Source organism: Candidatus Neomarinimicrobiota bacterium, from assembly GCA_036476315.1.
GTDB lineage: Bacteria > Fidelibacterota > Marinisomatia > Marinisomatales > S15-B10 > JAZGBI01.
The window spans coordinates 1-25330 of the sequence record JAZGBI010000030.1; the positions used below are offsets into that span (position 1 = coordinate 1).

The window sequence follows — 25330 nt, forward strand, 5'->3', positions numbered from 1 at the left end:
ATATGCTGACGAAGATGAGGGTGGGGGCAAGCCTTTTCCAGACCCGGAAGTCGAGCATCATGGCCCCAATCATGACGGTGAGCCCGATGAGGGCTCTCATCACGTGCCGCTTCGGGTAATATGTGCCTGTTCCGAACCTTTCCATGGAAAGGTTCGTACTTGAGCTGAAAACCATAATCGTCCCAAAGATGACAAGCAGGAGTGCAATGATCAGCAGACTTCTGTCGTATTTCTGAGAGGATACCTGCAGTGGCATTACTTTCTGCTCCCGAGACGATTCACGGCGGTCTTGAATACCTCACCTCTTTCCTCGAAGTCGCTAAACATGTCAAAGCTGGCACACCCAGGCGAAAGAAGGACCACGTCCTCCTGTTCGGCATTTTCGTGTGCCAGCGAGACGGCCGTATCGACGGTGGGAACTTTGTTGCAGGGTACAACGTGGGAGAGAGTCTCTTTTATTCGATCGGCCGCCTCTCCTAGCACCAGGACCTGCTTCACGTGGGAGGTCAGTTGAGGAAGCAGCTCCTTGAAGTCCGCCCCCTTATCTCTACCACCCATTATGAGGATAATGGGTCGTGTGAAGGAGTCGATTCCCGTTCTCACGGATTGGACATTTGTTGCTTTGGAGTCGTTATAGTAATCGACGCCCTCAAGGGTGCGAACGTGTTCCAGACGGTGAGGGACTCCGCGAAATGTTCTCAAGACCTTTGTAATGGCCCCCGTGGGCACGTCCAGAAGTTTGCCTGCCGTTGCGGCGGCGAGGAAGTTTGCCAGATTATGTTTTCCCGGGACAAGAAGATCCTTCAAATGGACAAGTACCTCCCGCGATTCGTCGTAGACTTTTGTTTCGTTTACGTGAAAGAGCAATTGGGGATGGATCTCCAGAGAAAAGGGCGTCAGCGGGGCACTGGTATCGATCTGCTGACGCAAGGAAGGGTCGTCGTGGTTATAGACCACATGATCATCCGCAGTCATGTTCTCCATAATCCTCATCTTGGCCGAGACGTAATTCCCCATGGATGGATACCGATTCAGATGATCGGGCGACAGATTCAAGAGGACGGCTATTTTCGGTCGGAAGAGGTGAATATGCTCCATCTGAAAACTACTGATTTCGAGAACGTGGATCCCGTTCTTTGGCTCCTTGCCCAGGATTTTGTACACGGTTTCAGTAAAAGGAATACCGACATTACCGGCGAGGAACGGGACATAGCCGCCTTCGCGAACCATGTTCGCCAGAACAGTAGCTGTCGTGGTTTTTCCGTTAGTCCCGGTTACGGCAACGATAGGCAGTTCAGTGTACCAGCAGGCCAATTCCACCTCACTGATCACAGGAATTCCTTTTCCGATAGCGGTGACCACCGGTTCACTGTTCTGCGGGACACCCGGACTGACGAGCATAAGGTCAGTCTCGAGTGTCCTGTTTGAGTGAACACCGAATTCAAATTCAACACCATGTTTTTGAAGCTCAGCAACTTCCTCATTCTTCTTCGCATCTGGATCTCTATCACTCAAGAATACCTTGGCGCCCAGTTCACCAAGGAGCCGTGCCGCGGCGACCCCGCTTCGTGCCGCTCCTATCACGGTAACTTTCCTATCCTTCATCCGGGCGTTTTTTTCCAGGGGAACGGCCATCACCGTAACTTGAATGTGCTGAATGTCATCAAGGCGAACAGAATTCCCATAATCCAGAAGCGTATGACCACCTGTGTTTCCTTCCATCCTTTCATTTCGTAGTGGTGGTGAATCGGAGCCATGAGAAATAACCTTTTTCCCTCGCCACTCTTGACTTTGCTGTATCGGAAATACCCCAGTTGGATAAGGACCGTGAGGGCTTCCCAAACGAACACTCCCCCCACGATGATGAGGAGGAATTCTTTCTTCAAAAGAACCGCCAGGGTACCTAGGGCCGCTCCCGTGGCGAGGGCACCCGTATCGCCGAGAAAAACCTGGGCAGGAGGAGCGTTGAACCAGAGGAAACCGAGACAGGCTCCCATGAGAGCCGACGCAAAGATCGCAAGTTCCCCGGCCCCTGGGAGGTAAAGGATATTGAGATAATCACTGAAATCGACACGGCCCGATATGTATGCAATTCCTATGAACGCTGTGGCGCAGATAGCGAGGAGACCCGAGGCGAGTCCATCCAGTCCATCGGTGAGATTTACGGCATTTGAACTTGCTGTCACCACCAGAATGACCCAGGGGATGTGGAAGTAGCCAAAATCTATTTCAAGGTTCTTGAAGAAGGGGACGGATGTCACCGTTCGGATCTCTTCAAGGAAGGGACTCTGGTACAACCAGATTCCGATAATCAACCCCAGCGCCATTTGCCCCCCCAGTTTATAACGAGCGATGAGGCCCTTCTTCTCTTTCTTAACCGTTTTCAGATAGTCATCCAGGAACCCTAAAAGACCCATCCAGAGTGTGGCCACAAGAATCATATGGATGTAAACGTTGGTTACGTTTGCCCACAGGAGGGTGGGGAGAATCACTGCAGACAGGACAATGACTCCCCCCATGGTTGGCGTGCCCTTCTTGGATAAGTGAGTATCGGGTCCGGCCGTCCGGATCTCCTCCACGATTCCCCGGGATCGCAGGATCGCGATGACGCGGGGCCCAATAATGAAGCAGATGAAGAGAGCCGTGATGGCGGCCATGGCCGCCCGGAAAGTAATGTACTGGAATATGTTGAAACCGGAGATGTATGATCGGAGGGGGTAGAGGAGGTGATACAACATCAGGGGCCGAATACCTCATCGATGACGGTTTCTAGCGCCATACCTCTTGACCCCTTGAAAAGGACGACGTCCCCTCTATCAAGTTCTTCCTTCAGGATTACGACCAGGTCATGTTTGTCATGCAAATGCCTGGCATTTATCGCGGACTTTGCCGCTTCTGCGGTCAGTCGAGATTCATCGCCGTAGCACAGCAGAAGATCGATGCCTTCCTTCGCGCACCGTTGACCCACTTGCCTGTGGAGAGATTCTGATTCCTTTCCCAGTTCCAGCATGTCACCGAAGACGAGAATTCGTCGGCCTTTCACCGGTATCGTAAGAAGGAGTTCGATGGCGGTAAGAGTCGAGGCAAAATTGGCGTTGTAGGAATCATCGATGAGCGTAATGCCGTCCATGTTCTTGATCTCGCACCTGCCACTGGACGGTGTGAAAGTCAGAACCGCCTCCTGAAATGATTCCCAGCTGACACCATTGGTAATAGAGACGGCACAAGACGCGAGGGCGTTCACAGCAAAGGTCTTGCTGTAGGAGTTCAAAGAAATATGTTCGCCATTTATGGTGAGAGAAAAAAGTCCTTCGCCGTCTTGATGAAGCTCGGCGCTAAAATCACAGCCCGGATGGAAGCCGTAGGAAATCTTGCTGGCCTCCGTGTGCAGGGAACGCACCCGTTCGTCTTCTGCGTTGACGAAGGCAATTCCATCGGGGGGCAAAGATTCGAAAAGCTCCCCCTTTGATCTTGAGATATCCTCGATGGAACCAAAATCTTGAAGGTGGGCAAGGGCGATATTGGTTATCAGCCCGTACCGAGGTTGAGACAGGCCACAGAGATACCCAATATCGCCCCTTTGGTTGGCGCCCATTTCGAGGATGGAGAGGGTGTGGTGAGAGGTGAGCTCGAGTAGAGTGAGAGGTAATCCGAGCTCTGTGTTGTAATTTCCGCGTGTGCCGTGCACATGGTAAGTCGCGGAAAAGATTTGAATCATAAGATCCTTGGTTGTGGTTTTTCCGTTGGTTCCTGTAATGCCGATTATGGGAAGAGAAAAATTGGACCTCCACTGTTTTGCCAGTGTGCCCAGCATTTCAACGGGATTCTCCACAATTATCTGGGGGGGATCGCCGCTTTCGTTCAAGGTGGTTACCATGGTAGCCACGCATCCATGTTCTTTCGCATCATCGAGAAAATCATGACCATCCACCCGCTTTCCCACGATGGCAACAAACAGATCTCCCGGCTTGACCTCCCTCGAATCGAGCGAAATGCCCCGGGGCAGTATTTCGATTTTCTGACCAGTCAGTTCCTCAATCATGGATCTAATTCTTTCCGGATCCGGAAGATCAATTCTCATCTCCTCATTTTCCTTCGGATATCACCCCTCTTACCGTGCGGATATCCGAATGAGGAATTCTTTCTGTTCCCACGATTTGACACTCTTCCCGTCCCTTTCCCACGATAGCCAGAATGTCGCCACCTTCCAACGAAGCCATCGCGTCGCGGATGGCCTGAACTCGATCGTCATAGAATGTGTGGGTCTTTTTTCTGAATCCGGCCCTGATATCCTCGGAGATTCTGTCGAGTGACTCCGTTCTAGGATTGTCCGGAGTTATGAACACTTTGTGAGCGAACGTTTCCGCTGCCGCCGCCATGAAAGGACGTTTTTCGTGATCCCGGTTTCCCCCACACCCGAAAATGACCCAGAGGCGGTTGTTCTCGTTTAGAAGGTTTTTGAGGGATGAGAAAAGTTTTTGATAAGCATCGGGAGTGTGAGCATAATCGACCACAACGGTAGCGCCGTTCTTCGTCATCATTGTCTCCATCCGGCCGGGAACTAAATTGCACGCTTTCACCCCTTTTTCAATGGCGTCGATTGGGATCTGGAGACTCCTGGCTGCCGCGACCGCAGCAACTATGTTCTCCAGATTATGAAGACCGAACAGGGAGGAGTCGATAGAGATATTTTCACCGTTGGCTGAAATGTTTCCTGTAATTCCACCCATGCTCATTCCCCACTCCCGGAAGGTCACGTCCGCCACTCCCTCGGCTGTGTAGGATACCACATTTCCTCTGGTCAATTCTTTTAGCATCCCAAATCTCCCATCCGAAGCGTTCAGGATGGCTGTCGAATCAGGAGGAAGCATGGAAAATAATTTCGATTTTGACTTGAAATAAGCTTCCGTAGTGCCATGAAAATCGAGGTGATCCTGGCCCAGGTTGGTAAAAATTGCCTGATCGAACTCCACATCCTCCACACGGTTGAGACGCAGGGCGTGTGAAGATACTTCCATGACCACATGAGTGACACCTGTGTCGAGAAAAAGCCTGAGTGTTTTGTGAAGATCGATGATATCGGGAGTCGTGAGGGTAGAGTGGGCTTCCATTCCCGGCGCCTTGATTCCCAGCGTGCCCATCAGCCCTGTTTCCAGACCCTGAACCCTCAGTATGGACCGCAACAGGAAACTCGTGGTCGTCTTGCCATTCGTGCCGGTTATTCCGATGACAGTCATGCTTCTGGACGGGTGCTCAAAGAAATTGGCCGCGATTCTGGAAAGAGCACGCCTCGGATCTTTCACGCGAATGACAGGTGCATTGGGGTGTCCGGATAATTGGTGTCCGTTGGATACGATCACTGCTGCTCCGCGGCGGAGGGCTTCCGGTATGAATTCGGTTCCGTCCTGGGTCATCCCTTTCAACGCTACAAACAGAGCCCCCGGCCATACGTGCCTCGAGTCGGCGCAGATAGATTGAACGGGAAGATCGAAAGGTATATCTGTCACGACATCCACACCCCTCAGAATTGTTGTCAGTCTTTCCATCATTCCAACCCGATTGTGCAACGTGACGCTCTTCGAACTACCGTTCCCGGCGACGGACTCTGCCATGCCACCGTACCTGATCCCTGCACAACAGGTTGCAGTCCAACTGATCGGAGTAATTTCACGGCCCTTCTAAGACTTTTTCCTCGTACTTCGGGCATCTTGACCTTTTTGGTATCCGACTGTTTCCGGGTAAGGAGAGCGGTGCTCATCATGACCGGAGAAGAGGGAATAGCGGCGACACTTGGCATGGTGCTACTTTCCCGTGCCGGTCCATGGACTATAATTGAGTCGTCAGTGTTGATGATCCGTTTCATGATTTCTTTGAAAACGGGGGCGGCCCCAGCACCTCCCCAGTGGTAACCCACTCTGGGTTCATTGAGGATGATCAGACCCACGAGCTGAGGTTCCTTCGCCGGAAGAAATCCCGCGAAGAGCGAGTTGAACCGGGTTGAGGAATAGGCCCCGTCTATAAACTTCTGAGCTGTTCCCGTTTTCCCGGCAACTGTCCAACCCCTGATCCTTGCACTTGTTCCCGTACCCGACTCTACAACCCGCTCCAGCATTTCCGTCAAGAGGTTCATGACATTTCGAGATGCTATCCGTCGGATCACTTGCGGTGACGACTCATGGATTACACGCCCTGAGGGATGTATGATTCTATCGACAAGAAGTGGTTTCATGAGGAAGCCGCCGTTGGCAATGGCCCCATAGGCGCAGGAGAGCTGAAGCGATGACACGGATACTTCATGACCCAGTGATATCTCTGCCAGTGAGATGGCACTCCATTCATCAATTGGCCTCAGTGTTCCTCTCACCTCGCCGGGGAAGCGGATCCCCGACATTGAACCAAACCCGTATTTTCTCGCACAAAGGTAAAGGTTTCTCGGGCCCACCCGTTCGGCAATCTTGATAATCCCCACATTGCTGGAATGCTCTATGATCTGGGGGAAAGTGAGAAGTCCGAAATCTGACCAGTCCCGTATGACGATCCCTCGGAATTCGTAGCTCCCATCCTCACAATTGAATTCTTCATCGATTGGGATACTGCTCCGGTCCAGAGCTGCTGTGGCCGGAACGATTTTGAATGTGGAGCCGGGCTCAAGCTGGTCCGTCACCGGTCTGTTCCTGTAATTTTGCCTTGGAAAATCGAAGGGAGAGTTGGGGTCGAAATCGGGGACGGATGCCATTGCCAGGATCTTGCCCGAGTAGGGTTCCATGAGGATACCCATGGCTCCTTTTGCCCCCTTCGATATCATATGTTGATGGAGTTCATCTTGAAGAATAGCCTGGTACTGTAGGTCAATGGTAAGAAAGACGTCCGATCCATCAACCGGTTCTTCTCCAGGATAGGAGTGATTCTTTTGTGCTCTTCCCTTGCCGTCGGTCTGGAGAATCAGCCACCCGTCCCGGCCGCGGAGGTGAGCGTCGAGTTGTTTCTCCAGACCTTCCAGACCAATATTGTCCACGTCTGTGAATCCGATGATCTGTGATCCAATCTCGTGATGGGGATAAGATCGGTAGCCATGCCGGCCGATAACCAGTCCCGCGTCGTTAATACGCAGAAGAGGACGACTCATTTCGGTTGTCAGGTTCCTCTCCAGGTAGACAAAAGAACCGTCGGAGTCGAGCTTTCGCTCGTAGTAGCCGGGACTGCGACTGGTTGTCTTCGTGAACGCCTCAATGAGGGCTCGACGATCCTCTATGTCGTCTGGGCGGATGGCAAAAGAGTAATGAACCACGTCTTGTCCAAGAGGCAACCCGTTGCGATCCCGTATGGTTCCCCTGATTGCAGGGAGGATCACTCTGTTTTCCCCCTGCTGTTTTGCGAATTCCCGCAGCTCGCTTCCACTCAGGACCTGAACGTAGAAAAGTCTCATGGTTAGACCGGCCCAGGCCAGCAAGATCAGGCTCGAAAGAACCAGCATCCTGACGTGAAACTTTGAAAACGACTTGGTCATTTCTTTTTGGTTTTGACCTTCACCGCATAATCTATGAACACGACAAGCGTTTCCGGTTCAGGTGTTACCATGTTCAGCTTGCTCTCAGCGATTTCCGTAATCCGATCTACGCGCATCAATCCTGCAATTTGACTCCGCAAATCCACATTTTGGGCTGCCAGATTCGTGCGTATCTTTTCGAGTGCACTGCTCTCCCTCTCCGTGATGTTGATCTCATTGTATACCCAGAGGTAGGTGAGGAGTCCCGAGATGGACAGGAGTGAAACCACGAAAAAGAGCAATGAATTAATAAACTCCCTCTGTTTCTTTGACCGGCGCTTCCTGCGGGATAGTGGCTTTGCCATCATGCGATTCTTTCGGCCGCCCGCATCCGGACACTCCGTGCCCTCCGGTTCCGGCTGATCTCCGATTCACTTGACGTGATGGGACGTTTCGTCAGGATTTTCATGCACGGCTCACGGCCACAGACGCACGTTGGCAGATCGGGGGGACAGACGCACCCGTGCGCCAATTCCTTAAATTTGTTTTTCACCAACCGGTCCTCAAGAGAATGATAAGAGAGGATGACTATCCTCCCTTCCAACCTGAGATGCTTCACGAATCTGTCCAGGAAATCCCGAAGGGTGTCCAACTCTCCGTTCACGGCGATCCGGAACGCCTGAAAAACCCGGGAGAGAGATTTTCTTGCGTACCGACCGATCACGACCGATAGGACGGCATCTCGAAGATCGAACGTGGTTGTCATGGGCTTGAGTTTCCGCCTCTTGACAATGATCCGGGCAATTCCGGCCGCCTGCCGTTCTTCTCCCAGTTTCCAGATAACGTCTCTCAGCTTGTCTTCGTCCCATCGATTCATGATTTCCTCCGCAGTAAGAGGTGATGAGACATCGAAACGCATATCCAGAGGACCTTCAATCTGATGGGAGAACCCTCTGTCGGGGGATTCGATTTGATGTGAGGAAAGCCCCAGGTCGAGGAGCATTCCGTCCACTTGCTCCACGCCGAGTGACAGGAGATATTGGGGAAAATTGTCGTAGGAGCCGTTGAAAAGATGACAATTTGAGGAGGCGGAGTAAGCAGTCCTGCAGTGCCGGATAGCCTCCTCATCGACATCAAGCCCTACTAGAATCCCTTCCTCTGAGAGGCGGGATTGAATCGCAGAGGCATGCCCACCGGAACCGATGGTTCCGTCCAGATAGATTCCTTCGGGGCGAATCCTTAAATGATGGACGACTTCCTTTTTCAGAACCGGAGTGTGGGAATAGTCTAAGTGGGAACATACTGAACTCAACGCCTAAATGATTATCTTGCCTGCCAAATCCTCGTACCGTTCCGAATCGATACTTAACGATGTTTCATCCAATTCTTTCAGTCTGTCCGGGTTCCACAGTTCTATCTTGTTCACCACGCCGATAATCAAGACATCTTTCTCCAAATCAGCGAATTTTTTCAACGACGGCGTAACCTGGATCCTTCCCTGCTTGTCCATTCTTACCCATGTAGCATACCGGACTGTACTTCGGATAAAGGAACGATAGATTCTTGAGGCAGAGGAAAGATTTCGGAGCCCCATTTCAACCTTTTGCCACTCGAGGAGGGGATAGGCCATGACGCAAGGATCCATTCCCTGAGTAATCACAAACGTTCCGTCGTTTTCAGGTGAAAGCGCGGAACGAAACTTAGCCGGAATGTTTACGCGACCCTTGGCATCAAGAGTATAAGAGTACTCACCCGTGAATGTATCTTCGGTAACCATGCAGAAAGCACAGACTGGGAAAATCCCCCACTCCTACCCACAACTTTAAACCAATCCCCCACAAATGTCAAGAAGAATTTCAGGGATAAGACGTAGATACTACGGTATAGCCGGGGTTGCGTGGGAGAGCTTAGGTTTTACTTGAGGCGGTAGTGGGTAATGGTCAATTCACCATTCCGTGACTGGAAGGTGAAGTCAACGTGGTGGGAAGTGGCATCGAATATCACAGGGTGGTCGTTAATGACGAGCTCAACGCTGGACGACGGGTCTGCCCGGAGCTGAAATCCCGACTGAAACTCCGGTCTGATATCTTCTCCGTCATCGAGTGTTTCCGACTGATATTCAGCGTTGTCAAGGGAATATTTGCACCAGAGTGGAGCTGTGGCTCTCAGCGTGAACCGATAGGGAGGTTCCGCGGCGATTGTCTCCTGTGATAGCTCGCGTGTATACGTGGCCTCCAGCCGCGCATCGGTAACCTCCGCAGGTGCCATCGGTTCCTCAGTTATGATTCTTCGAATGATGAAAATAGCGAAAAGGACAATAGCTACCAGAACGACAACTTTGAGAATGTCCGACCGGATTTGAAAAGGGGTCTTGCGGGACACCGCATATGTCTCTTCGTCCTCTTCTCCGTCATGATCTTCAACGGTTGCCGGCTGTGGCTGAGGCATTTCTTCCGTTTTGGCCAGATGAATGTCCAGCTGTTTCAGGGAGTCCTGAGCGTTTGCGCCTATTTCGACGGCGTAGGCGCGGAGAAATAACCGTATGTATACTGTCGGCAGAAATGAAAAGTCCCCGGATTCAAGAGATTCCAGGTAACTCATGTTTATTTTTGTCCGGTTGGCAACCTCCGACAGGTCAATCTCCTGTTCCTGGCGAATGCTTTTCAGTTCTGTGTAAAATGGCACAACCATCACGGTTCCTCAACTGGAAAATGAGTTTAAGATCAATCCCCAACCTTTCCAAACCAATTGTATGGTCCGAACGCCCTCTCGATGTCCGGGTCCCTCAGGACCTGAATGAATCTTGAAAGGGGGAAGCCCATTACATTGTTGTAGCATCCAGAAATTGATTCCACGAAACAGGCAGACCAATCCTGGATGGCGTATCCGCCGGCCTTGTCAAGGGGTTTTCCATTTTCAACATAGTAATCAATCATGCGGTCGTTCAGGTTCCGAAAAGTGACATCCGTCCGCTCAGAAAAAGTGTACGATTCGTTCCGGGAATGCTTCACGAGCGCCACGCCTGTCATCACCGTATGCGTTTTGCCTGAAAGGAATCGGAGCATTCTCTTCGCGTGAGAGAGGTCACTGGGTTTTCCCAGGATCCGGTTGCCCATCACCACCACCGTATCGGCACCTATCACCAGACGATCTGGGAGGCGGAAGCCGATATGAATGGCTTTTTGCAGGCCAATTCGACAGACTAATTCTTCCGGGGGTTCCTGGGTAAGATACTCTTCTTCCACCATGCTTGGCACCACATCGACGGAAAGGTCCATCAACCTCAGGATTCTTTTCCTCCGGGGGGAGTTTGAAGCGAGGACGAAGGGGACAGTCACACCAGCTCAGGGGGATTCAGGAGATTTGGCTATTTTTCTGATCCGCGTGATTTTCTTTCCGTCTTCCACCGGAGTAGCCGTGATCTGGTAGAGGTAGGCGCCGTACGCGATGTTGTCTCCGAAATCGTCCCGCCCGTTCCAATCGATATGGGAGTAACCCATAAACGTCTCTGACGGTTCCAGTTCTCGCACCAGTTGACCTGCAAGCGTGAAGATTCTGATTGTGACGCTCGATCTCTGGCTTACCTCGAAGGCAAACTGTGTTTCCTGCCGGAATGGATTGGGGTAATTGAAGACGTTTGTCAGCGAAAGTGCTTCGGAAGACGTAAGGTGGAGAGTAATCGATTTTCGAGCCGGATTGTTGGCGTTGTCCCACGCCTCAACCGTAATGAGTGACTCACCTCGGGAAATTTCGTCGAGGGGAAATGTGACGGATCCGGATTCGTGGCTGCGGGGATCATAGACGAAATCTTCAGTTAGATCCGTGGCGTCACTCTCGTCTTCATCAACCCAGAGGCGGACTGCATGTCCCACTTCACCTGTAACGTTGACCCCCAGTGGATCCGATATACTGATGATCAGGTCAGAATTCTCGGGTAGATGGTCTCCGGATTCCACGGTGCGATCCTCGAGCCGAAATGAGATCAATGGACCCTCGGTTTCCAGGGGATTATTCGTCCCGCCCGCGAACACGAGTCCTTCCCTGACACCAAGGCCCTCCCAGAGATCCTCATCCTCTTGACCGTACACATACATGGAGAGTCGTCCCTGGGAGGTTGCATAGCTCACGTCTTTCGGCACGATGAAACTCCCATCGAATACTCGTCCCGAAAGGGGAACCAGACCCCGGAATAGAGTCCGACCAACGAGAGTATAAGAGACGATCTCCGAGAAAAAGCTCCCGTCATATGTTTTCGTGACCGTTCGGTCGGCATCATAGAGCACAACGTACCCTTCACCAAGGGAAGGATCACCGGCAGCCAGATGACCTGAAAAAGTGCCGGTTTCCAGCGCCAATAGCGTATCGGGAAGGACGGAATCTATAGAGACAGTGTTCGGGGGCAATGCAAGTTTCAAGGCGGGATCCCCAAAGAGGTGAAAAAGTTCGCTGCCCGCGGAGCCATTCTTAATGGAGCTGTAAACGGTGCCCAGGGTCCACTCGGTCACGTTTCCATCAGGGAAGAAACTTCGGAACAGATCCAGAACGAAATTCTTATTCGCCGAAAACGTGATGAGTCCGGTCGTGGAAATGACGGCCACTGCACCGTTTTGTGCAAGCCTCAAGATTTCTTCTGACATGGCGTTTCCTTCCACGTTGTCATAACGTCCCCAGCTGCAGGTAGCGGCGATCCAAACTGGGAGCTTCATCCCCGTGTTAATCGAGGTGAGATCGCCGCGAGCCGCCGTGAGGAGTCCCTCCTGTGCCCATTGATAGGCCGATCCATGCCCTATGAAATTCAGAAGCACCGTTCCCCTTTCAAGGATCTCAAATAGGGCCTCAGTCGCATCCGGTTTCGTGACGCCGAATTGAGAACCATCGTTGATTTCAGGAAAATCCTCCATGTAGATTTTCTGCACCTCTAAAGAACGGGGAATCATGTCTGCAATCTCTTCGCTGTTCCTCGTGTGCGTCAACTCGATGGGACCGAAATTGGGCCTGGCAAAATCATCGGCGATGAGGGTCAACCTTCGTCTCCACAGGCCAATCTCCGGGTCGGCTTCATAATCTATCGTCTTTCGGACCATGTTGTCTGCATCGGAAACGGAAACGGCAGGAAATCTCCCCAACGACATCTCGGGCATCTGTCCGTCAAGATAGGCAAAACGATCGTCGGAGGATGTTCCTTTGACCCGGGGTGATTGAAAGGTGGGCATGAGATTGGAGGAGGCACCCGTGATGTTGCGATAATCGTAATCGCCATCGCCAAACAGAAGAACGAAGCTGGGAAACGAGTCCGTCGCTGGATCTCGCCAGTGTTCCTTTGTCCATTTCAAGAAATAGCGGACGGCGAGGGGATCTTGGACACCTCCCGAAAACTCGTTATAGATCGTCTCCAGTGGTGCCACGAATGAATTTGTCCGGTGCCGCATGAGTTCCTCAGCAGGACCGAGAAATTCCTCCGGGGCTATGATGATATGGTCGATGGAGTAGTTTTTTTCGGTTCGAAGAGTTGAGAGGGTCAAATCTTCCCCCGGGACCACGTTCGTAATCTCGGGAATGTCTTCCTCACTGAATGCGATAAATCTTGCCATTCGCTCCTCGGGAGGAGTCGTTTCGAAATAGCCTCTGATCCCCACGAAAGTCATCTCCCGCTCCACGGGGGCGGCAGATTCGGTTATGTCCCAGACCCTTACGTTCGCGTCGGCGTTGAATATGACAAATCTGACAGGGGAGACATTCACCGGACCAAAAAATTCGAGGGGGATATCCTCCCATCTCAGTTCACGTCCGTACTTCAAGGTGGCCCAATCGATATGGACTCTTGAGGCGTCATCGTTCGAGACATTGTGCAGAACGATGACATTGGGTCCATTCGAAAGAAGGGATTCATCGAGCTCCGCCGTCACGTTCCTGATATTGAGGCCACCCCATGTCACTGATGAGAGGAGGGAGTCGCGGGTGCTTCGCTGGTGTACTCTCAACCTGTGACTGGGAAACTCTTCGGAACTACTGGACGATCCGCCAAAAACTGACAGAGACACGGTAGCGTCCACATCCATCTTTGGATGAGCAAGGTTGAAAACCAGGGAACCGGTCTGGTTCTTCGAGTAACCCGCTCCAACCCACAGGATGCCTGAGTCGAAAGGATTTTCAAGATCTTCTTCCAGGTGTTGGTATGAGATGCCGTAGTCGAGAGTTAACGGATCTGCGTAGGAGGTGGTGTCTCTACGGACGCGTTTGCCCTCAATGTCCGGATCGTCAGGAACGAGAAGCCAATAGACATTGGTGTCGGTGTACGGGTTCTGGGTATAAGTGACGCTACCTGCCTCGCTGCTATCGAATCCGCGGGGACCCCGGCCGTAGAAGATAATGGCATCTTCATCATCAAAAGAACCGTCTTGTCCTCCTTGTATACGCATGGCGACTTCAGTGAGGTTATCGGGTATTTCGGCCCCCACCGTTGCCGTCAGGGGGCGTCCGCCGGCCGTGTTCGTAAACATGATCAAACTGGCAGGTTGAACGCCGTCCGTGTTTACTCCAGCCGCCTGAAGAGCGGCAGCCGTTAACTGATAGATGCCGTCACGTTCCACTTCAAAACGATACCACTCTCCTTCGGGCAGTGGCGTGACTGCTCTTTTCTTGACTTTTCTTGCCTGTTGAATCCAAGTCTTCGCGACTTCCCAGTTCACGATTCGACTCTCATAAAGACCCTCCTCCGGGGGGCCCACTTTCTTGGCCGTCACCTGGGTAGTGGGGAACGAAATGGTGAACTGGACCTCATCGACCAGTGTCAATTCATCACCGTCGAGAAGCGCAGGAGAAATTTGAAGAAGCCCAACATGGAGATCCCGGAAATGCACCAACCTGTCCCATTTGACCGGTTTGACGGGAGGCTCGAAGTGGTAAGGGTGGCGGTCGGGAGATGTGTAGGGGGACACCCTTACATAGTCAGTGGAGAGGTCCGGGAGGGATGCGGATGGAATCCCAATGGCGAGGGTAAGCTGCTGCATTTCGTAGACCTTTTCGGGTCCGGGATACGTTACGACGACGGTCAGGTTATCAGCACTATTTTCCACGGCTTTCCACTGCTGGCCAGCGAGCGTGGTCGCGACCACCAGGAGGATGATCGTGGCAGAAAGTTGTCTCCTTTGAGTCTGATTCATCCAGGCGTCAGTTAGAGATTCCGGCTTCTCCGGACGGAATATCGTCCCGTGATTGGATTTGAAATTTCGTACCGTCTCGTGTAATTTTCAACGAGATAGTTACGAATCCCACGAACGGGATGCAGAGCGGTTCCATCACAGCTCGACTTTGAAGCCTTCGAAACGAGAGGGGAAACGATGGTTGCCAACGAGGCACCCAGAGATTTTGAGACCATTCAGAACGTCTATCGCAGCTACGAAGAGAGAATATCTCATGCGCGGAAGCTTTTCGGAAGACCACTCACACTCACAGAGAAAAACCTGGCATCTCACGTTTATGGGCCTCTCAGCAAAGTACCCGAGCGATTCAGAAGCAACGTAACCTTCCGGCCCGACCGGGTCGCCATGCAGGACGCCACCGCCCAGATGGCCCTTCTCCAATTCATGCAGGTGGATCGTACCCACACGGCGGTCCCGTGCACCGTTCACTGTGATCATCTCATCAATGCTCGAATCGGCGCTCGAGATGATTTGAAGCAGGCCAATTCTGAGAATCGTGAGATTTACGAGTTCCTCCTTTCAGCCTCACAGAAATATGGAATCGGCTTTTGGAAACCGGGATCCGGGATTATACATCAGGTAGTTTTGGAAAACTATGCGTTTCCCGGTGGTATGATGACAGGAACCGACTCGCATACTCCTAATGCAGGCGGGCTGGGTATGATCGCGATTGGGGTGGGAGGCGCTGACGCGGTGGATGCCCTCACTGGCATGCCCTGGGAACTTCTCTGGCCGGGCATTATCGGAGTGAAGCTTGTGGGAGAGCTTAAGGGGTGGACTGCCCCGAAGGATGTAATCCTGAAGCTGGCCGGAATTCTCTCAGTGAAGGGTGGCACCGGTAAGGTCATTGAATATTTCGGAGATGGGACCCTTTCCATTAGCTGTACTGGAAAAGGTACAATCGCCAACATGGGTGCTGAGATTGGTGCCACTACCTCCATTTTTCCATTCGATTCAAGAATGTCCACCTATTTGCGGGCAACGGGAAGGGAGAAGGTTGCGCTCCTGGCAGAGAGCGTTTCCAACCATCTTGCGGCCGATCCGGAAGTGGCTGAAGATCCCGAAGAATTCTACGACGAAGTGATCGAGATTGATCTCTCCCTGCTTGAGCCCCATGTTGTCGGGCCCTTTACACCGGACCTGGCAAGACCTATTTCTGAATTGGCGGGTGAAGCGCGTGAGAAGGAATACCCTCAAGAAATCAGCGTTTCCCTGATCGGCAGTTGCACGAATTCTTCGTATGAAGATATCGAGCGGGCCGCGCATGTCGCCCGGCAAGCTGCAGCTAGAGGATTGAAAGCAAAAACTCCTCTCCTGGTAACCCCCGGCTCCGAACAGATCAGAGCCACCATCGAAAGAGACGGGCAGATGGAGGAATTGACTAAGATCGGAGCCCTCGTTCTCGCCAATGCCTGTGGGCCCTGTATCGGCCAGTGGAATCGACTGGATAAGGAGGAAGGGGAGAAAAACACGATAGTCACTTCCTTTAATCGCAACTTTGGCAGGAGAAATGATGGAAACCCGGCGACGCACGCATTTATCGCTTCTCCCGAGATTGTCACTGCCATGTCTCTCGATGGTAGGTTGACGTTCAACCCGCTAGCCGATGCACTGGTAAACGAGAAGAGAGAATCGGTCCGCCTCACCCCTCCGAAAGGGGAAGAACTCCCTCAAGACGGATTTGAGAAGGGTCTGGAAGGGTATGTTGCCCCACCCGAAGACGGTAGAACTGTTTCGGTTCAAGTTTCGGACAAGAGCGAGAGACTGGAATTGTTGACGCTGTTTCCGACCTGGGAAAGGGAGGATTTCGAAAACATGTTGCTATTGGGGAAGATGGAGGGAAAGTGCACGACAGATCATATTTCCCCCGCCGGACCCTGGCTCCGCTACCGGGGTCATCTGGACCGCATATCCGATAATCTCTTTATTGGTGCGGTGAACGCATATACGGGGGAAACGGGCCGGGGCAAGAATGTGTTAACGGGCGAAGAAGGGGTCCGCTTCAGCGATCTTGCACGGGATTACAAATCGAAGGATATGGGGTGGGTCATTGTGGGGGGAGATAACTATGGGGAAGGATCCAGTCGTGAACACGCGGCGATGGAACCCCGTCACTTGGGCGGAAGAGTCATTATCGCCAAGAGCTTTGCGAGGATTCATGAAACGAATCTGAAGAAGCAGGGCATACTCGCGCTGACATTCAAAGATGCCCGGGACTCGGACGACATCCAGGAAGATGCGAGGATCACCATCCATGGACTCGAAGATTTCTCTCCCGAGAAACGTCTGGAGATGACGTTCATGCACTCCGATGGCACTTCCTTCACCTGCAACGTCAATCATACGTATTCTCCCGTTCAGATTGAGTGGTTCCGGGCCGGTTCTGCCTTGAACCTGATCGCTAGTTCCGGCTGATGGAATCCCGTTTGGCTGTCGTTACAGGCGCCTCAGAGGGAATCGGTCGGGGGATCGCCGTCAAACTTGCTGAGAATTCTTATGTTTCTGTTTTGGCCGCCCGGAACCGGGAAGGACTTCAGAAAACGGGGGACGTGATCTCTAATGCAGGAGGTCAGTCAATCATTATTCCCACCGATGTTACAGAAGAAGATGACGTTGTCCGTCTATTCAGAAAGGCTGACAGTTACGGCCGACTTGATCTCCTGGTAAACAACGCCGGTGTAGCAAGCTTCAAGCCTGTAGAGGAAATATCTCTTGACGAATGGCTGGAGATGATCCAAGTCAATCTCACGGGGGCGTTTCTCTGCTGCCGCGAGGCAGTAACCCGGATGAAGAAAAGAAGAAAGGGACACATCGTCTTCATGAATTCATTTTCGGGCAAGCGTCCATTGCCCCACGGGGGAGGCTATTCGGCGGCGAAGTACGGACTGAGAGGACTGGCCGACACTCTCCGTCTTGAGGTAAGAAAGTTCAACATAAAAGTGACATCCGTCTACCCGGGTTCTGTCGATTCGTCGTGGTGGGACAAGTTTGACTACGATTTCCCCAGAAAACAGATGATTTCGGTAGAGAGCGTTGTTGATGCAGTGTGGGGAGCGATATCGCAAACAGGCCGGTCAGTCGTAGAAGAAATATTTGTGCGGCAGGTGGGGGGTGATTTCTAGTGCAGTGTTCTTGTGTTTATGCGTTCAAGACTATAGACATATAAGACAAGCGTAAACACCCTGGAACCTAAACACTTTCACATCTAAGAACCTGAACTAAACGAATTGCCATTCCCGGGATTTCACTTGCAACTCTCTTCGACGGACGGGTAAATTTCTCCGCTTTTCTGGATTCGAAAACGGAATGTTTGAACAAATTCAATCGGGGTTTGGTACTATCATTCGCACCCTTCGCGGCCTGGGCAAGATTACGGAAGAAAACATCGTTGACTCAGGGAGGAAAATCCGGCGGGCACTGCTTCAAGCCGATGTGAACCATAAAGTAGCCCGGGAGTTCGTAGATCGCATTTCCAAGAAAGCCGAGGGCTCACCCGTTCTGGACTCTGTTATGCCGGGTCAGCAGTTCGTCCGGATCATTCGTGATGAGCTGGCCAGTCTGCTGGGGGATCATTGGGAGGGGCTCCGCGAAGCGGAATCGCCCCCAACCGTCATCCTCATGGCGGGACTTCAAGGCTCAGGGAAAACCACGACGGCGGCCAAGCTGGCTTATTACCTGAAGAACGAGGGGAAAAAGCCGTATCTGGTCGCCGCTGACGTTTACCGCCCCGCGGCTGTCGATCAGCTCAAATCACTCGCCGGAGAAATGGATGTGCCCGTATGGGACGGGAAGTATCGAGATCCTGTGAAAATCTGCCGGGACGGTCTTCAGAATGCAGCCGCCATCGGTTGCGATGTGGTCATAATGGACACCGCTGGCAGACTCCACGTTGACAGTGAAATGATGGATGAGATCGCGGAGATCGCTGTTCAAATTGCTCCTCACGAGATTCTTTTCGTGGCAGATGGAATGACGGGTCAGGACGCCGTTAAGTCCGCAGGTGCCTTTTCGGCAGCCCTCGATGTAACAGGCATCATTCTCACCAAGATGGATGGCGATGCCCGGGGAGGCGCAGCACTCTCCATCAAAGCAGTGACCGGAATACCCATCAAATTCATTGGTACTCACGAAAGACCGGAAGGTCTTGAGCCTTTTCATCCGGAAAGGATGGCGGATCGAATCCTGGGAATGGGAGACATTGTTTCTCTTGTGGAGAAAATGGAAAAGGTGGTGGACCGGAAACAAGCCCATGAAGCAGCCGAAAAGATACAAAAGCAACAGCTGACGCTCGAAGATTTCCAGAGACAATTGAAACAGGTGCGGCGGATGGGTTCTCTGGACGAACTGATTGGCATGATTCCCGGTATCGGGAGGACGGGGAGCAGAATGGTCTATGATGAGAAACGCCTTATCTGGACTGACGCCATCATAAGTTCTATGACACCACAGGAGAGGGCCAATCCATCGATAATCGACGGGCGGAGACGCAGGAGGATCGCCCGTGGAAGTGGAAGAACCGTTCAGGAAGTAAATCAACTGCTTAAGGAATTCAGTCACCTGAAAAGAATGACAAAAGACCTTTCAAGGCTGAAGATAAATCGTAAGATGATGGACCAGGTAATGGCAGCATTCAAGTGAGGAGTGGACAGTGGCGACAAGCATAAGACTGAAACGGACAGGACGGAGAAACAGGCCCTCATTCAGGGTTGTGGTAATGGACTCACGGAAAAAACGGGATGGTGCCGCGATAGAGGAGCTCGGGTGGTACGACCCTATTAAGGGGAGTGACGTTTTCTCTCTCAAGGATGACCGTATTCTCTACTGGCTAAAGCAAGGAGCCCAGCCGTCAGACACGGTAAAGACTCTCATGAAGAAGTCGGGGATTGCCTACCGGTGGCATATGATGGGCCAGGGTCTGGATGAGACGGCAATTCATCAGGAGATTCAGAGGTGGACGCTGGACAAGGAAGCTCGAGAGAAAGAGAAGGAAGAAAAAAGGGCAGCAACGGAGATTGAGGAAAAACTATTGGAGGAGGAGCCGGAAGTAGCCACGAAAGCGGAGGCAGAGGAAGAAGAACCTGTAGAAGTGGCAGAGCAACCTGTTGAGGATGAAGAGGCTAAGGTTGCCGAGGAAGAGCCTGCCGAGGAACCGGAGGAAGCGGGAGTGACTGCGGCAGAGGAATCCGTTGGGGATGAAGAGGTTAAGGTTGCTGAGGAAGAGCCTGCCGAGGAACCGGAGGAGACGGAAGTGACAGCGGCCGAGGAACCCGTTGAGGGTGAAGAGGTTAAGGTTGCCGAGGAAGAGCCTGCCGAGGAACCGGAGGAGACGGAAGTGACAGCGGCCGAGGAATCCGTTGAGGATGAAGAGGTTAAGGTTGCTGAGGAAAAGCCTGCCGAGGAACCGGAGGAGATGGAAGTGACAGCGGCCGAGGAATCCGTTGAGGATGAAGAGGTTAAGGTTGCTGAGGAAAAGCCTGCCGAAGAACCGGAGGAGACGGAAGTGACCCCTGAGTCAACCGATGGAGAGGACGAGGAAAACGCCGGTGGAAACCATTCGCCGGGCGACGAGAAGAGCGAGTGATTCTCATGACCTGCATTGTAACGATACTTTGACAGAGAGTGACCATTGGAACAGGAGGGGACAGCTATGGAACAACTCATAGGTGATATCGTCAAGGATCTGGTCGACAAGCCGGACGAGGTAACAGTCACACCGGTAGAAAGTGAAAGAACGGTTATCTACGAACTGCGCGTCGGGGATGGTGACTTGGGCAAAGTCATTGGTAAGCATGGCCGGACCGCCCAGGCTATCCGTACTATAATTTCAGCTATCAGTGCCAAAGGGGGTGGGAAACGAGCCCTCCTGGAGATCGTCGAATAAGCCCGGCGCTGACGTACAAAACATCACTACAAGAAACGTAGTTTCGAACCGTGAAAGGTCTTCTCAGACTATGATGCAAATATCTATTCTGACCCCATTTCCCAATATTGTTGAGGCAATTGTTGGAGAAAGCATACTCAGGCGTGCCCGGGAGAAGGGTCTGGTCGATTATCATTCTATCGATCTCCACGATTTCGCGGAGGGGGACTACCCTCAACTCGACGACTATCCTTTTGGAGGTGGTTCAGGGATGGTCATGATGGCTGAGCCCTTTTTCAAGGCAGTGGATTACGTCCAAGGCCATTTTCCCGGAAGCGGTCAGATGAGAGTGATTCTCCCTACGCCTCAAGGCGAAATTCTTACTCAGAAGAAATCACGGGAATTCTCCAAGGCTGAGGGACTGATATTCATATGCAGTCACTATAAGGGCATTGATGAGCGTGTCCGCGAAGCGGTAGTCACCGATGAAGTTTCCATAGGAGACTATGTGGTAACAGGAGGAGAACTGCCCGCCATGGTAATCCTCGATTCTGTGGTCCGACTCGTTCCAGGAGTACTTGGGGATGAGGAATCCGCCCTGTCCGATTCTTTCGCGAATCCCCTCCTGGATTATCCTCATTACACACGGCCGGAAACGACCAGGGGCATGCACGTCCCGGAGGTTCTTCTCAGTGGACATCATAAGAGGATTGAGGTATGGCGAAAGAAACAGCGCGAAAAACGAACCCGTAGTCGAAGGCCGGATTTATGGAAACGTTATGTGGAAGAGAATTCCAAAGGGGACGGCTGAGATGGTTGAACCTTACGAACTAACAGATGAATATGTGAAGAAAGACCTTCCCGATTTTCATGCGGGAGATACTGTTGGCGTGGATATCAAAGTAACGGAAGGAGGGCGGGATCGTATTCAACGCTTTGAGGGCGTGGTGCTATCCCGGCGCGGAGCGGGTACCGATGCCACATTCACCGTTCGAAAAGTCTCGTTCGGCGTTGGCATAGAGCGTGTTTTTCCTCTCCATTCTCCTAACATTGGAAAGATCACAGTCCTCAAGCAGGGAAAGGTTCGGCGCGCCAAGCTGTACTATTTGAGAAAACTGAAAGGGAAAGCAGCCCGCATCCGGGAAAAGCGGTAGGGCACCGCCGACATCTTCGAATCTTATCGATTTCTATCTCCTTATTGATCATTCTCCCGGGAGTTCCCGGACCAGATAAATTCTGATTGTCATGTTTACCCGGGAGTCCAAGACCATCCTTTTCGTCACCGGACTTTCCCACTTTGCCATACACTACAGTATGCTCGTATTTCCCGCCGTACGGCTGGTGCTCAGAGAGGAATTTGGCGCAGAGCTGGATATCTTGGGGTGGGTGGGAGGACTAGCAGGCTTCATGTTTGGTTTGGGGGCTATTCCGGCCGGCTGGCTTGAGAGTAAGCTGGGCGGCCGATCACTTCTCCTTATCTGTCAGTGCGGGATGGCCTTGGCCGGACTTACAGCCTTCCTGGCACAGAATCTTCTCCAGTTGACCGTCGCCCTTTTTCTCTTGGGACTCTCAGCATCCATCTATCACCCGGCAGGACTGACCCTGATTTCGAAGAGAATTCGCAAGATGAGTCGAGCCCTTGGATATCATGGGATTGCCGGAAGTATGGGTCTGGCCGCGGGTTGGGTTGTGGCAGCATGGCTAGCCACCCATTTCTCCTGGCGCATCGCCTATGGCCTGGTGGTCCTTTTCTTCTCCGTTCTGGCCGTTATCACGACGATGCTGGTCCCCTCGAGACGTCGCTCCGCTCCTGAAATCGAGGCAACTTCCCCCACCGAGACGCGACTCCACCCCCTGGTTGTCTACTATGTTATTGTGATTCTCGTTGGACTGTCCTTTTACGGTTTGAACTACCTGCCGGTCCATTTCAGCGAACATTCCGGAGGAATATTGCGGAACATAGACGGTGTCTTCCGGAGCGGTCTCTTGACTACCTTTGTTTTCGTGGCAGGAGTTGTGGGTCAGATTGTGGGCGGAAGGATGGGAGACAAGTACGATAGGACAAAGCTTCTGACGTTGATTCTTTTCTTGAACGTTCCTTTTCTCGTGACTATCAGTTATGCAACCGGCTCTTGGCTGCTCGTGTCGGCTATCTGTCTGGGTGTGACTCACTTCGCTCTTCAGCCCGTTGGGAATTCTCTCATCGCCGAATTCACGCGCTCGCCATCCCGCGGACTGGGATACGGTGTCTCCTTTTTCCTCAGTTTTGGTGCGGGATCACTGGCTGAGCCCATCGGTGGTTTCCTGGCGGTCCACTACGGAGTTGAAAAACTCTTTCTTCTCCTGGCTGTCGCACTCACTGCCGCCCTCTTTCTTTCCATATATCTGAGACGAATCTCGTCAAGCGACCCTGTGAGAAACCGGGTTCTCAGACAATAATGCCTGATACTTTGTCTCCGTCTGATGTTGTCGGAACAGAGCGTCTTTTGTGCGCGCTGGTTGAAGATCCCGACTGGTGCCGGGACATGTTCTCGCATGAACTGGAGAACAATCTTGCACTCCTGCAGGGACGTAAACGCGTATATTCCTGAACTGCCAGACATAGGCCTTGATGCCCTGAACCTTTTGGAGGTCCAGGCCGGCATGGACCCCGTTTACTTCAAAAGAATATTTGGTGATGGACTGGTCGTGCACGGTGGCATCAGCGCGGCTTTGCGCGATCACCCGGACCAGATGAGGTCAGAGATGGAACGTGCTGTTCCAATAATGAAGCAGAAAGGGGGGTATGTCTTGTCCCTCGACGATTCAGTTCCCTCGAGTGTGAGTCTCAACGATTTTCAGCAAGTAATCACACTGGCAAAAGAGTTGGAAACGTGCTGAGGAGAGTAGAACTCTTCGCAGCAGCGGACCGCGTTATGGGGGCGTAAAATCTTGCATTTCACCATTCAGCCGTCTATCTTTCTTGACCGAGAGGTCTTGTGAATGAGGCTAAGGGATATTCCCTCTGTTAACATACTTTTGAACACACTGAGGTGGGAAAGGATTGAACTGCCCAGAGAATACGTCGTCGACATCGTTCGACGTGAATTATCTGCTATTCGAAAACTGGCAAAGGATGGCGATGTTCATTTTGACGAAGGGCAAATCGTGAGTCGTGTTCGCTCTGAAGTCCGGCGGCGAAACAGGGCAAGTTTGACTAATGTCATCAATGGGACAGGCATCATTCTTCACACCGGGCTTGGACGAGCACCCTTTTCTCAATCCCTCTTGCGGAAGGTGGCTGATGATATGAGAGGATATTCGGCCCTGGAATTGAATCTTCAGACCGGGAGACGGGGGGAAAGACTCCATCACATAACTCCTTTACTTAACTCACTGACAGGGGCAAAAGACTCAATCGTTGTGAATAACAACGCGGCTGCAGTACTGCTCTCTCTCAACAGCCTTGCTGAGGGAAAAGATGTCGTTGTTTCTCGGGGACAGCTGGTAGAGATCGGTGGTCTTTTTCGAATTCCTGATGTGATTCGGAAAAGCGGTGCAAGTCTGGTGGAAGTGGGCACTACCAACCGGACTCATCTTGAAGACTACGTGAATGGTCTCTCTCGGAATGCAGGCGTTATTCTCATGGTTCATACCAGTAACTATCGAATCCAGGGATTTACCAAGGAAGTTCCTCTGGTGGACCTCGCCAAACTCAGCGCGAAAAAAAGGGTGCCTTTGATTGTCGATCTGGGAAGTGGGGCGCTCTTCAACCTTGAGGAAGCCGGTCTACCTCACGAACCTGTGGTGTCCGACGCTCTTGACCAGGGAGCGAGTCTGGTCACTTTTTCCGGCGACAAACTCCTGGGAGGACCCCAGTCAGGACTCATATGCGGTAAGAAACATTTCATATCCAAGTTGCATAAGAATCCTATGTACCGTGCGCTGAGGTGCGACAAAATGACTCTTGCTCTTCTCGAACGTACACTCAGATCATATCGCCAGGCGCCGCCTGGAAGGGAGAACATGACTTACCAGCTTTTCACGACTTCTCGAAGGACGTTGATAAATCGGGGCCGCAAACTGGTTGCATCGATGAGAGACGATGATGTGAGAAAGCTGGGTGTGAGTGTGGTACATTCAGAAGTTGAGGCGGGCAGCGGATCATTACCTACCGAACTTTTGGAAAGTGCCGCACTTAGATTCCAGTCCGAGATCCTCACTCCCTCCTCGTTGTCAGAACGCTTCAGAAAATGGAACCCGCCCATTGTGGGATACAGTTCAAGAAACCGCTTTTATCTGGATCTCAAGGCGATCCCGGCGGAGGAATATCAAGTTTTGAGGAAGGCCATGAAAGAGATCGCCAAAGGAGTCTCCTGATCTATCATGCCGCAAGTCGTAATCGGAACTGCGGGACATATCGATCATGGAAAGACGGCCCTGGTCAAGGCATTGACCGGGACGGATGCGGACCGTCTTCCAGAGGAGAAAGAGCGCGGAATGACCATCGATCTCGGCTTCGCCTTCTTGACGGATGATATCACGATCATCGATGTTCCCGGTCACGAGAGATTCATTCGGAACATGGTCGCGGGAGTAAGCACCATCGATATAGCTCTCATAACCATCGCCGCCGATGATGGCATCATGCCTCAAACCCGTGAACACGTGGACATCCTCCGCCTGTTGGCCGTGCAGCTGGGCTGCATTGCAATAACGAAGACGGACCTTGTGGAAGATCAGGAATGGCTTGACCTGTTGGAAGAGGAGATACGGGAGTACGTAGGAGATTCCTTTCTCAAG

At 52.2% G+C, this 25330-nt stretch carries 23 protein-coding genes; 11 read left to right on the forward strand and 12 right to left on the reverse strand.

The genetic code is table 11. The features are described 5' to 3' along the window. From V3U24_03380 to porU, 12 genes are all read right to left on the reverse strand, one after another. Positions 1–256: FtsW/RodA/SpoVE family cell cycle protein (locus V3U24_03380; GenBank protein MEE9166491.1), on the reverse strand; the 256-nt coding region annotated here is incomplete at its 3' end. Beyond that, positions 256–1722 carry a UDP-N-acetylmuramoyl-L-alanine--D-glutamate ligase gene (gene murD, locus V3U24_03385; protein ID MEE9166492.1) on the reverse strand — a complete coding sequence of 489 codons (1467 nt, stop codon included), beginning with the start codon at positions 1720–1722 and terminating at the stop codon, positions 256–258. The genes V3U24_03380 and murD, both read right to left, overlap by 1 nt. Further along, positions 1635–2738: a phospho-N-acetylmuramoyl-pentapeptide-transferase gene (gene mraY, locus V3U24_03390; GenBank protein MEE9166493.1), complete on the reverse strand. Its 1104-nt coding sequence runs from the start codon at positions 2736–2738 to the stop codon at positions 1635–1637. Before mraY ends, murD begins: the two co-directional genes overlap by 88 nt. Next, complete coding sequence (gene murF, locus V3U24_03395) at positions 2738–4081, reverse strand: UDP-N-acetylmuramoyl-tripeptide--D-alanyl-D-alanine ligase (GenBank protein ID MEE9166494.1); 1344 nt, start codon at positions 4079–4081, stop codon at positions 2738–2740. Before murF ends, mraY begins: the two co-directional genes overlap by 1 nt. 4 nt (positions 4082–4085) lie before the next feature. After that, positions 4086–5612 (reverse strand): UDP-N-acetylmuramoyl-L-alanyl-D-glutamate--2,6-diaminopimelate ligase, encoded by a 1527-nt coding sequence (locus tag V3U24_03400; protein ID MEE9166495.1) that lies wholly within the window; start codon positions 5610–5612, stop codon positions 4086–4088. Further along, a complete protein-coding gene (locus V3U24_03405) occupies positions 5546–7507 on the reverse strand; it encodes a penicillin-binding protein (protein ID MEE9166496.1) in 1962 nt (653 codons plus the stop codon). Before V3U24_03405 ends, V3U24_03400 begins: the two co-directional genes overlap by 67 nt. Continuing rightward, entirely contained in the window at positions 7504–7854 is a 351-nt protein-coding gene (locus V3U24_03410; protein ID MEE9166497.1) for a hypothetical protein, read from the reverse strand. The genes V3U24_03405 and V3U24_03410 overlap by 4 nt, the downstream gene beginning before the upstream one ends. Then, positions 7851–8798: a 16S rRNA (cytosine(1402)-N(4))-methyltransferase RsmH gene (gene rsmH / locus V3U24_03415; protein MEE9166498.1), complete on the reverse strand. Its 948-nt coding sequence runs from the start codon at positions 8796–8798 to the stop codon at positions 7851–7853. Before rsmH ends, V3U24_03410 begins: the two co-directional genes overlap by 4 nt. A 3-nt stretch (positions 8799–8801) precedes the next feature. After that, complete coding sequence (gene mraZ, locus V3U24_03420) at positions 8802–9263, reverse strand: division/cell wall cluster transcriptional repressor MraZ (GenBank protein ID MEE9166499.1); 462 nt, start codon at positions 9261–9263, stop codon at positions 8802–8804. A gap of 137 nt (positions 9264–9400) precedes the next feature. Further along, on the reverse strand, positions 9401–10177 hold the full coding sequence (locus tag V3U24_03425) for a helix-turn-helix transcriptional regulator (protein ID MEE9166500.1): 777 nt from the start codon (positions 10175–10177) through the stop codon (positions 9401–9403). A 32-nt stretch (positions 10178–10209) separates the two neighbouring features. Continuing rightward, positions 10210–10824 (reverse strand): Maf family protein, encoded by a 615-nt coding sequence (locus V3U24_03430; GenBank protein ID MEE9166501.1) that lies wholly within the window; start codon positions 10822–10824, stop codon positions 10210–10212. Positions 10825–10830: 6 nt separating this feature from the next. Then, positions 10831–14649, reverse strand: coding sequence for a type IX secretion system sortase PorU (porU, locus tag V3U24_03435; protein MEE9166502.1), 3819 nt, complete (start codon positions 14647–14649; stop codon positions 10831–10833). A gap of 177 nt (positions 14650–14826) precedes the next feature. Between porU and V3U24_03440 the strand changes: the two genes are divergently transcribed. The 11 genes from V3U24_03440 to V3U24_03490 form a co-directional block, all read left to right on the forward strand. Continuing rightward, complete coding sequence (locus V3U24_03440; protein ID MEE9166503.1) at positions 14827–17103, forward strand: aconitate hydratase; 2277 nt, start codon at positions 14827–14829, stop codon at positions 17101–17103. Positions 17104–17114: 11 nt separating this feature from the next. After that, positions 17115–17810 carry an SDR family oxidoreductase gene (locus V3U24_03445; GenBank protein ID MEE9166504.1) on the forward strand — a complete coding sequence of 232 codons (696 nt, stop codon included), beginning with the start codon at positions 17115–17117 and terminating at the stop codon, positions 17808–17810. 184 nt (positions 17811–17994) lie between these two features. Beyond that, complete coding sequence (ffh, locus tag V3U24_03450) at positions 17995–19326, forward strand: signal recognition particle protein (protein MEE9166505.1); 1332 nt, start codon at positions 17995–17997, stop codon at positions 19324–19326. Between the two features lie 10 nt (positions 19327–19336). Next, on the forward strand, positions 19337–20269 hold the full coding sequence (gene rpsP, locus V3U24_03455) for a 30S ribosomal protein S16 (protein ID MEE9166506.1): 933 nt from the start codon (positions 19337–19339) through the stop codon (positions 20267–20269). A 66-nt stretch (positions 20270–20335) separates the two neighbouring features. Next, positions 20336–20569, forward strand: a complete 234-nt coding sequence (locus tag V3U24_03460; GenBank protein ID MEE9166507.1) for a KH domain-containing protein — start codon at positions 20336–20338, stop codon at positions 20567–20569. Positions 20570–20639: 70 nt separating this feature from the next. Next, positions 20640–21359 (forward strand): tRNA (guanosine(37)-N1)-methyltransferase TrmD, encoded by a 720-nt coding sequence (trmD, locus tag V3U24_03465; GenBank protein MEE9166508.1) that lies wholly within the window; start codon positions 20640–20642, stop codon positions 21357–21359. A 1-nt stretch (position 21360) separates the two neighbouring features. Beyond that, positions 21361–21702, forward strand: a complete 342-nt coding sequence (rplS, locus tag V3U24_03470) for a 50S ribosomal protein L19 (protein MEE9166509.1) — start codon at positions 21361–21363, stop codon at positions 21700–21702. 91 nt (positions 21703–21793) lie between these two features. Further along, positions 21794–22987, forward strand: coding sequence for an MFS transporter (locus V3U24_03475; protein ID MEE9166510.1), 1194 nt, complete (start codon positions 21794–21796; stop codon positions 22985–22987). A 114-nt stretch (positions 22988–23101) separates the two neighbouring features. Further along, on the forward strand, positions 23102–23428 hold the full coding sequence (locus V3U24_03480; protein MEE9166511.1) for a hypothetical protein: 327 nt from the start codon (positions 23102–23104) through the stop codon (positions 23426–23428). Positions 23429–23530: 102 nt separating this feature from the next. After that, positions 23531–24907, forward strand: coding sequence for an L-seryl-tRNA(Sec) selenium transferase (gene selA / locus V3U24_03485; protein ID MEE9166512.1), 1377 nt, complete (start codon positions 23531–23533; stop codon positions 24905–24907). A gap of 6 nt (positions 24908–24913) precedes the next feature. Next, on the forward strand, positions 24914–25330 hold a 417-nt coding region (locus tag V3U24_03490), incomplete at its 3' end, for a GTP-binding protein (protein MEE9166513.1).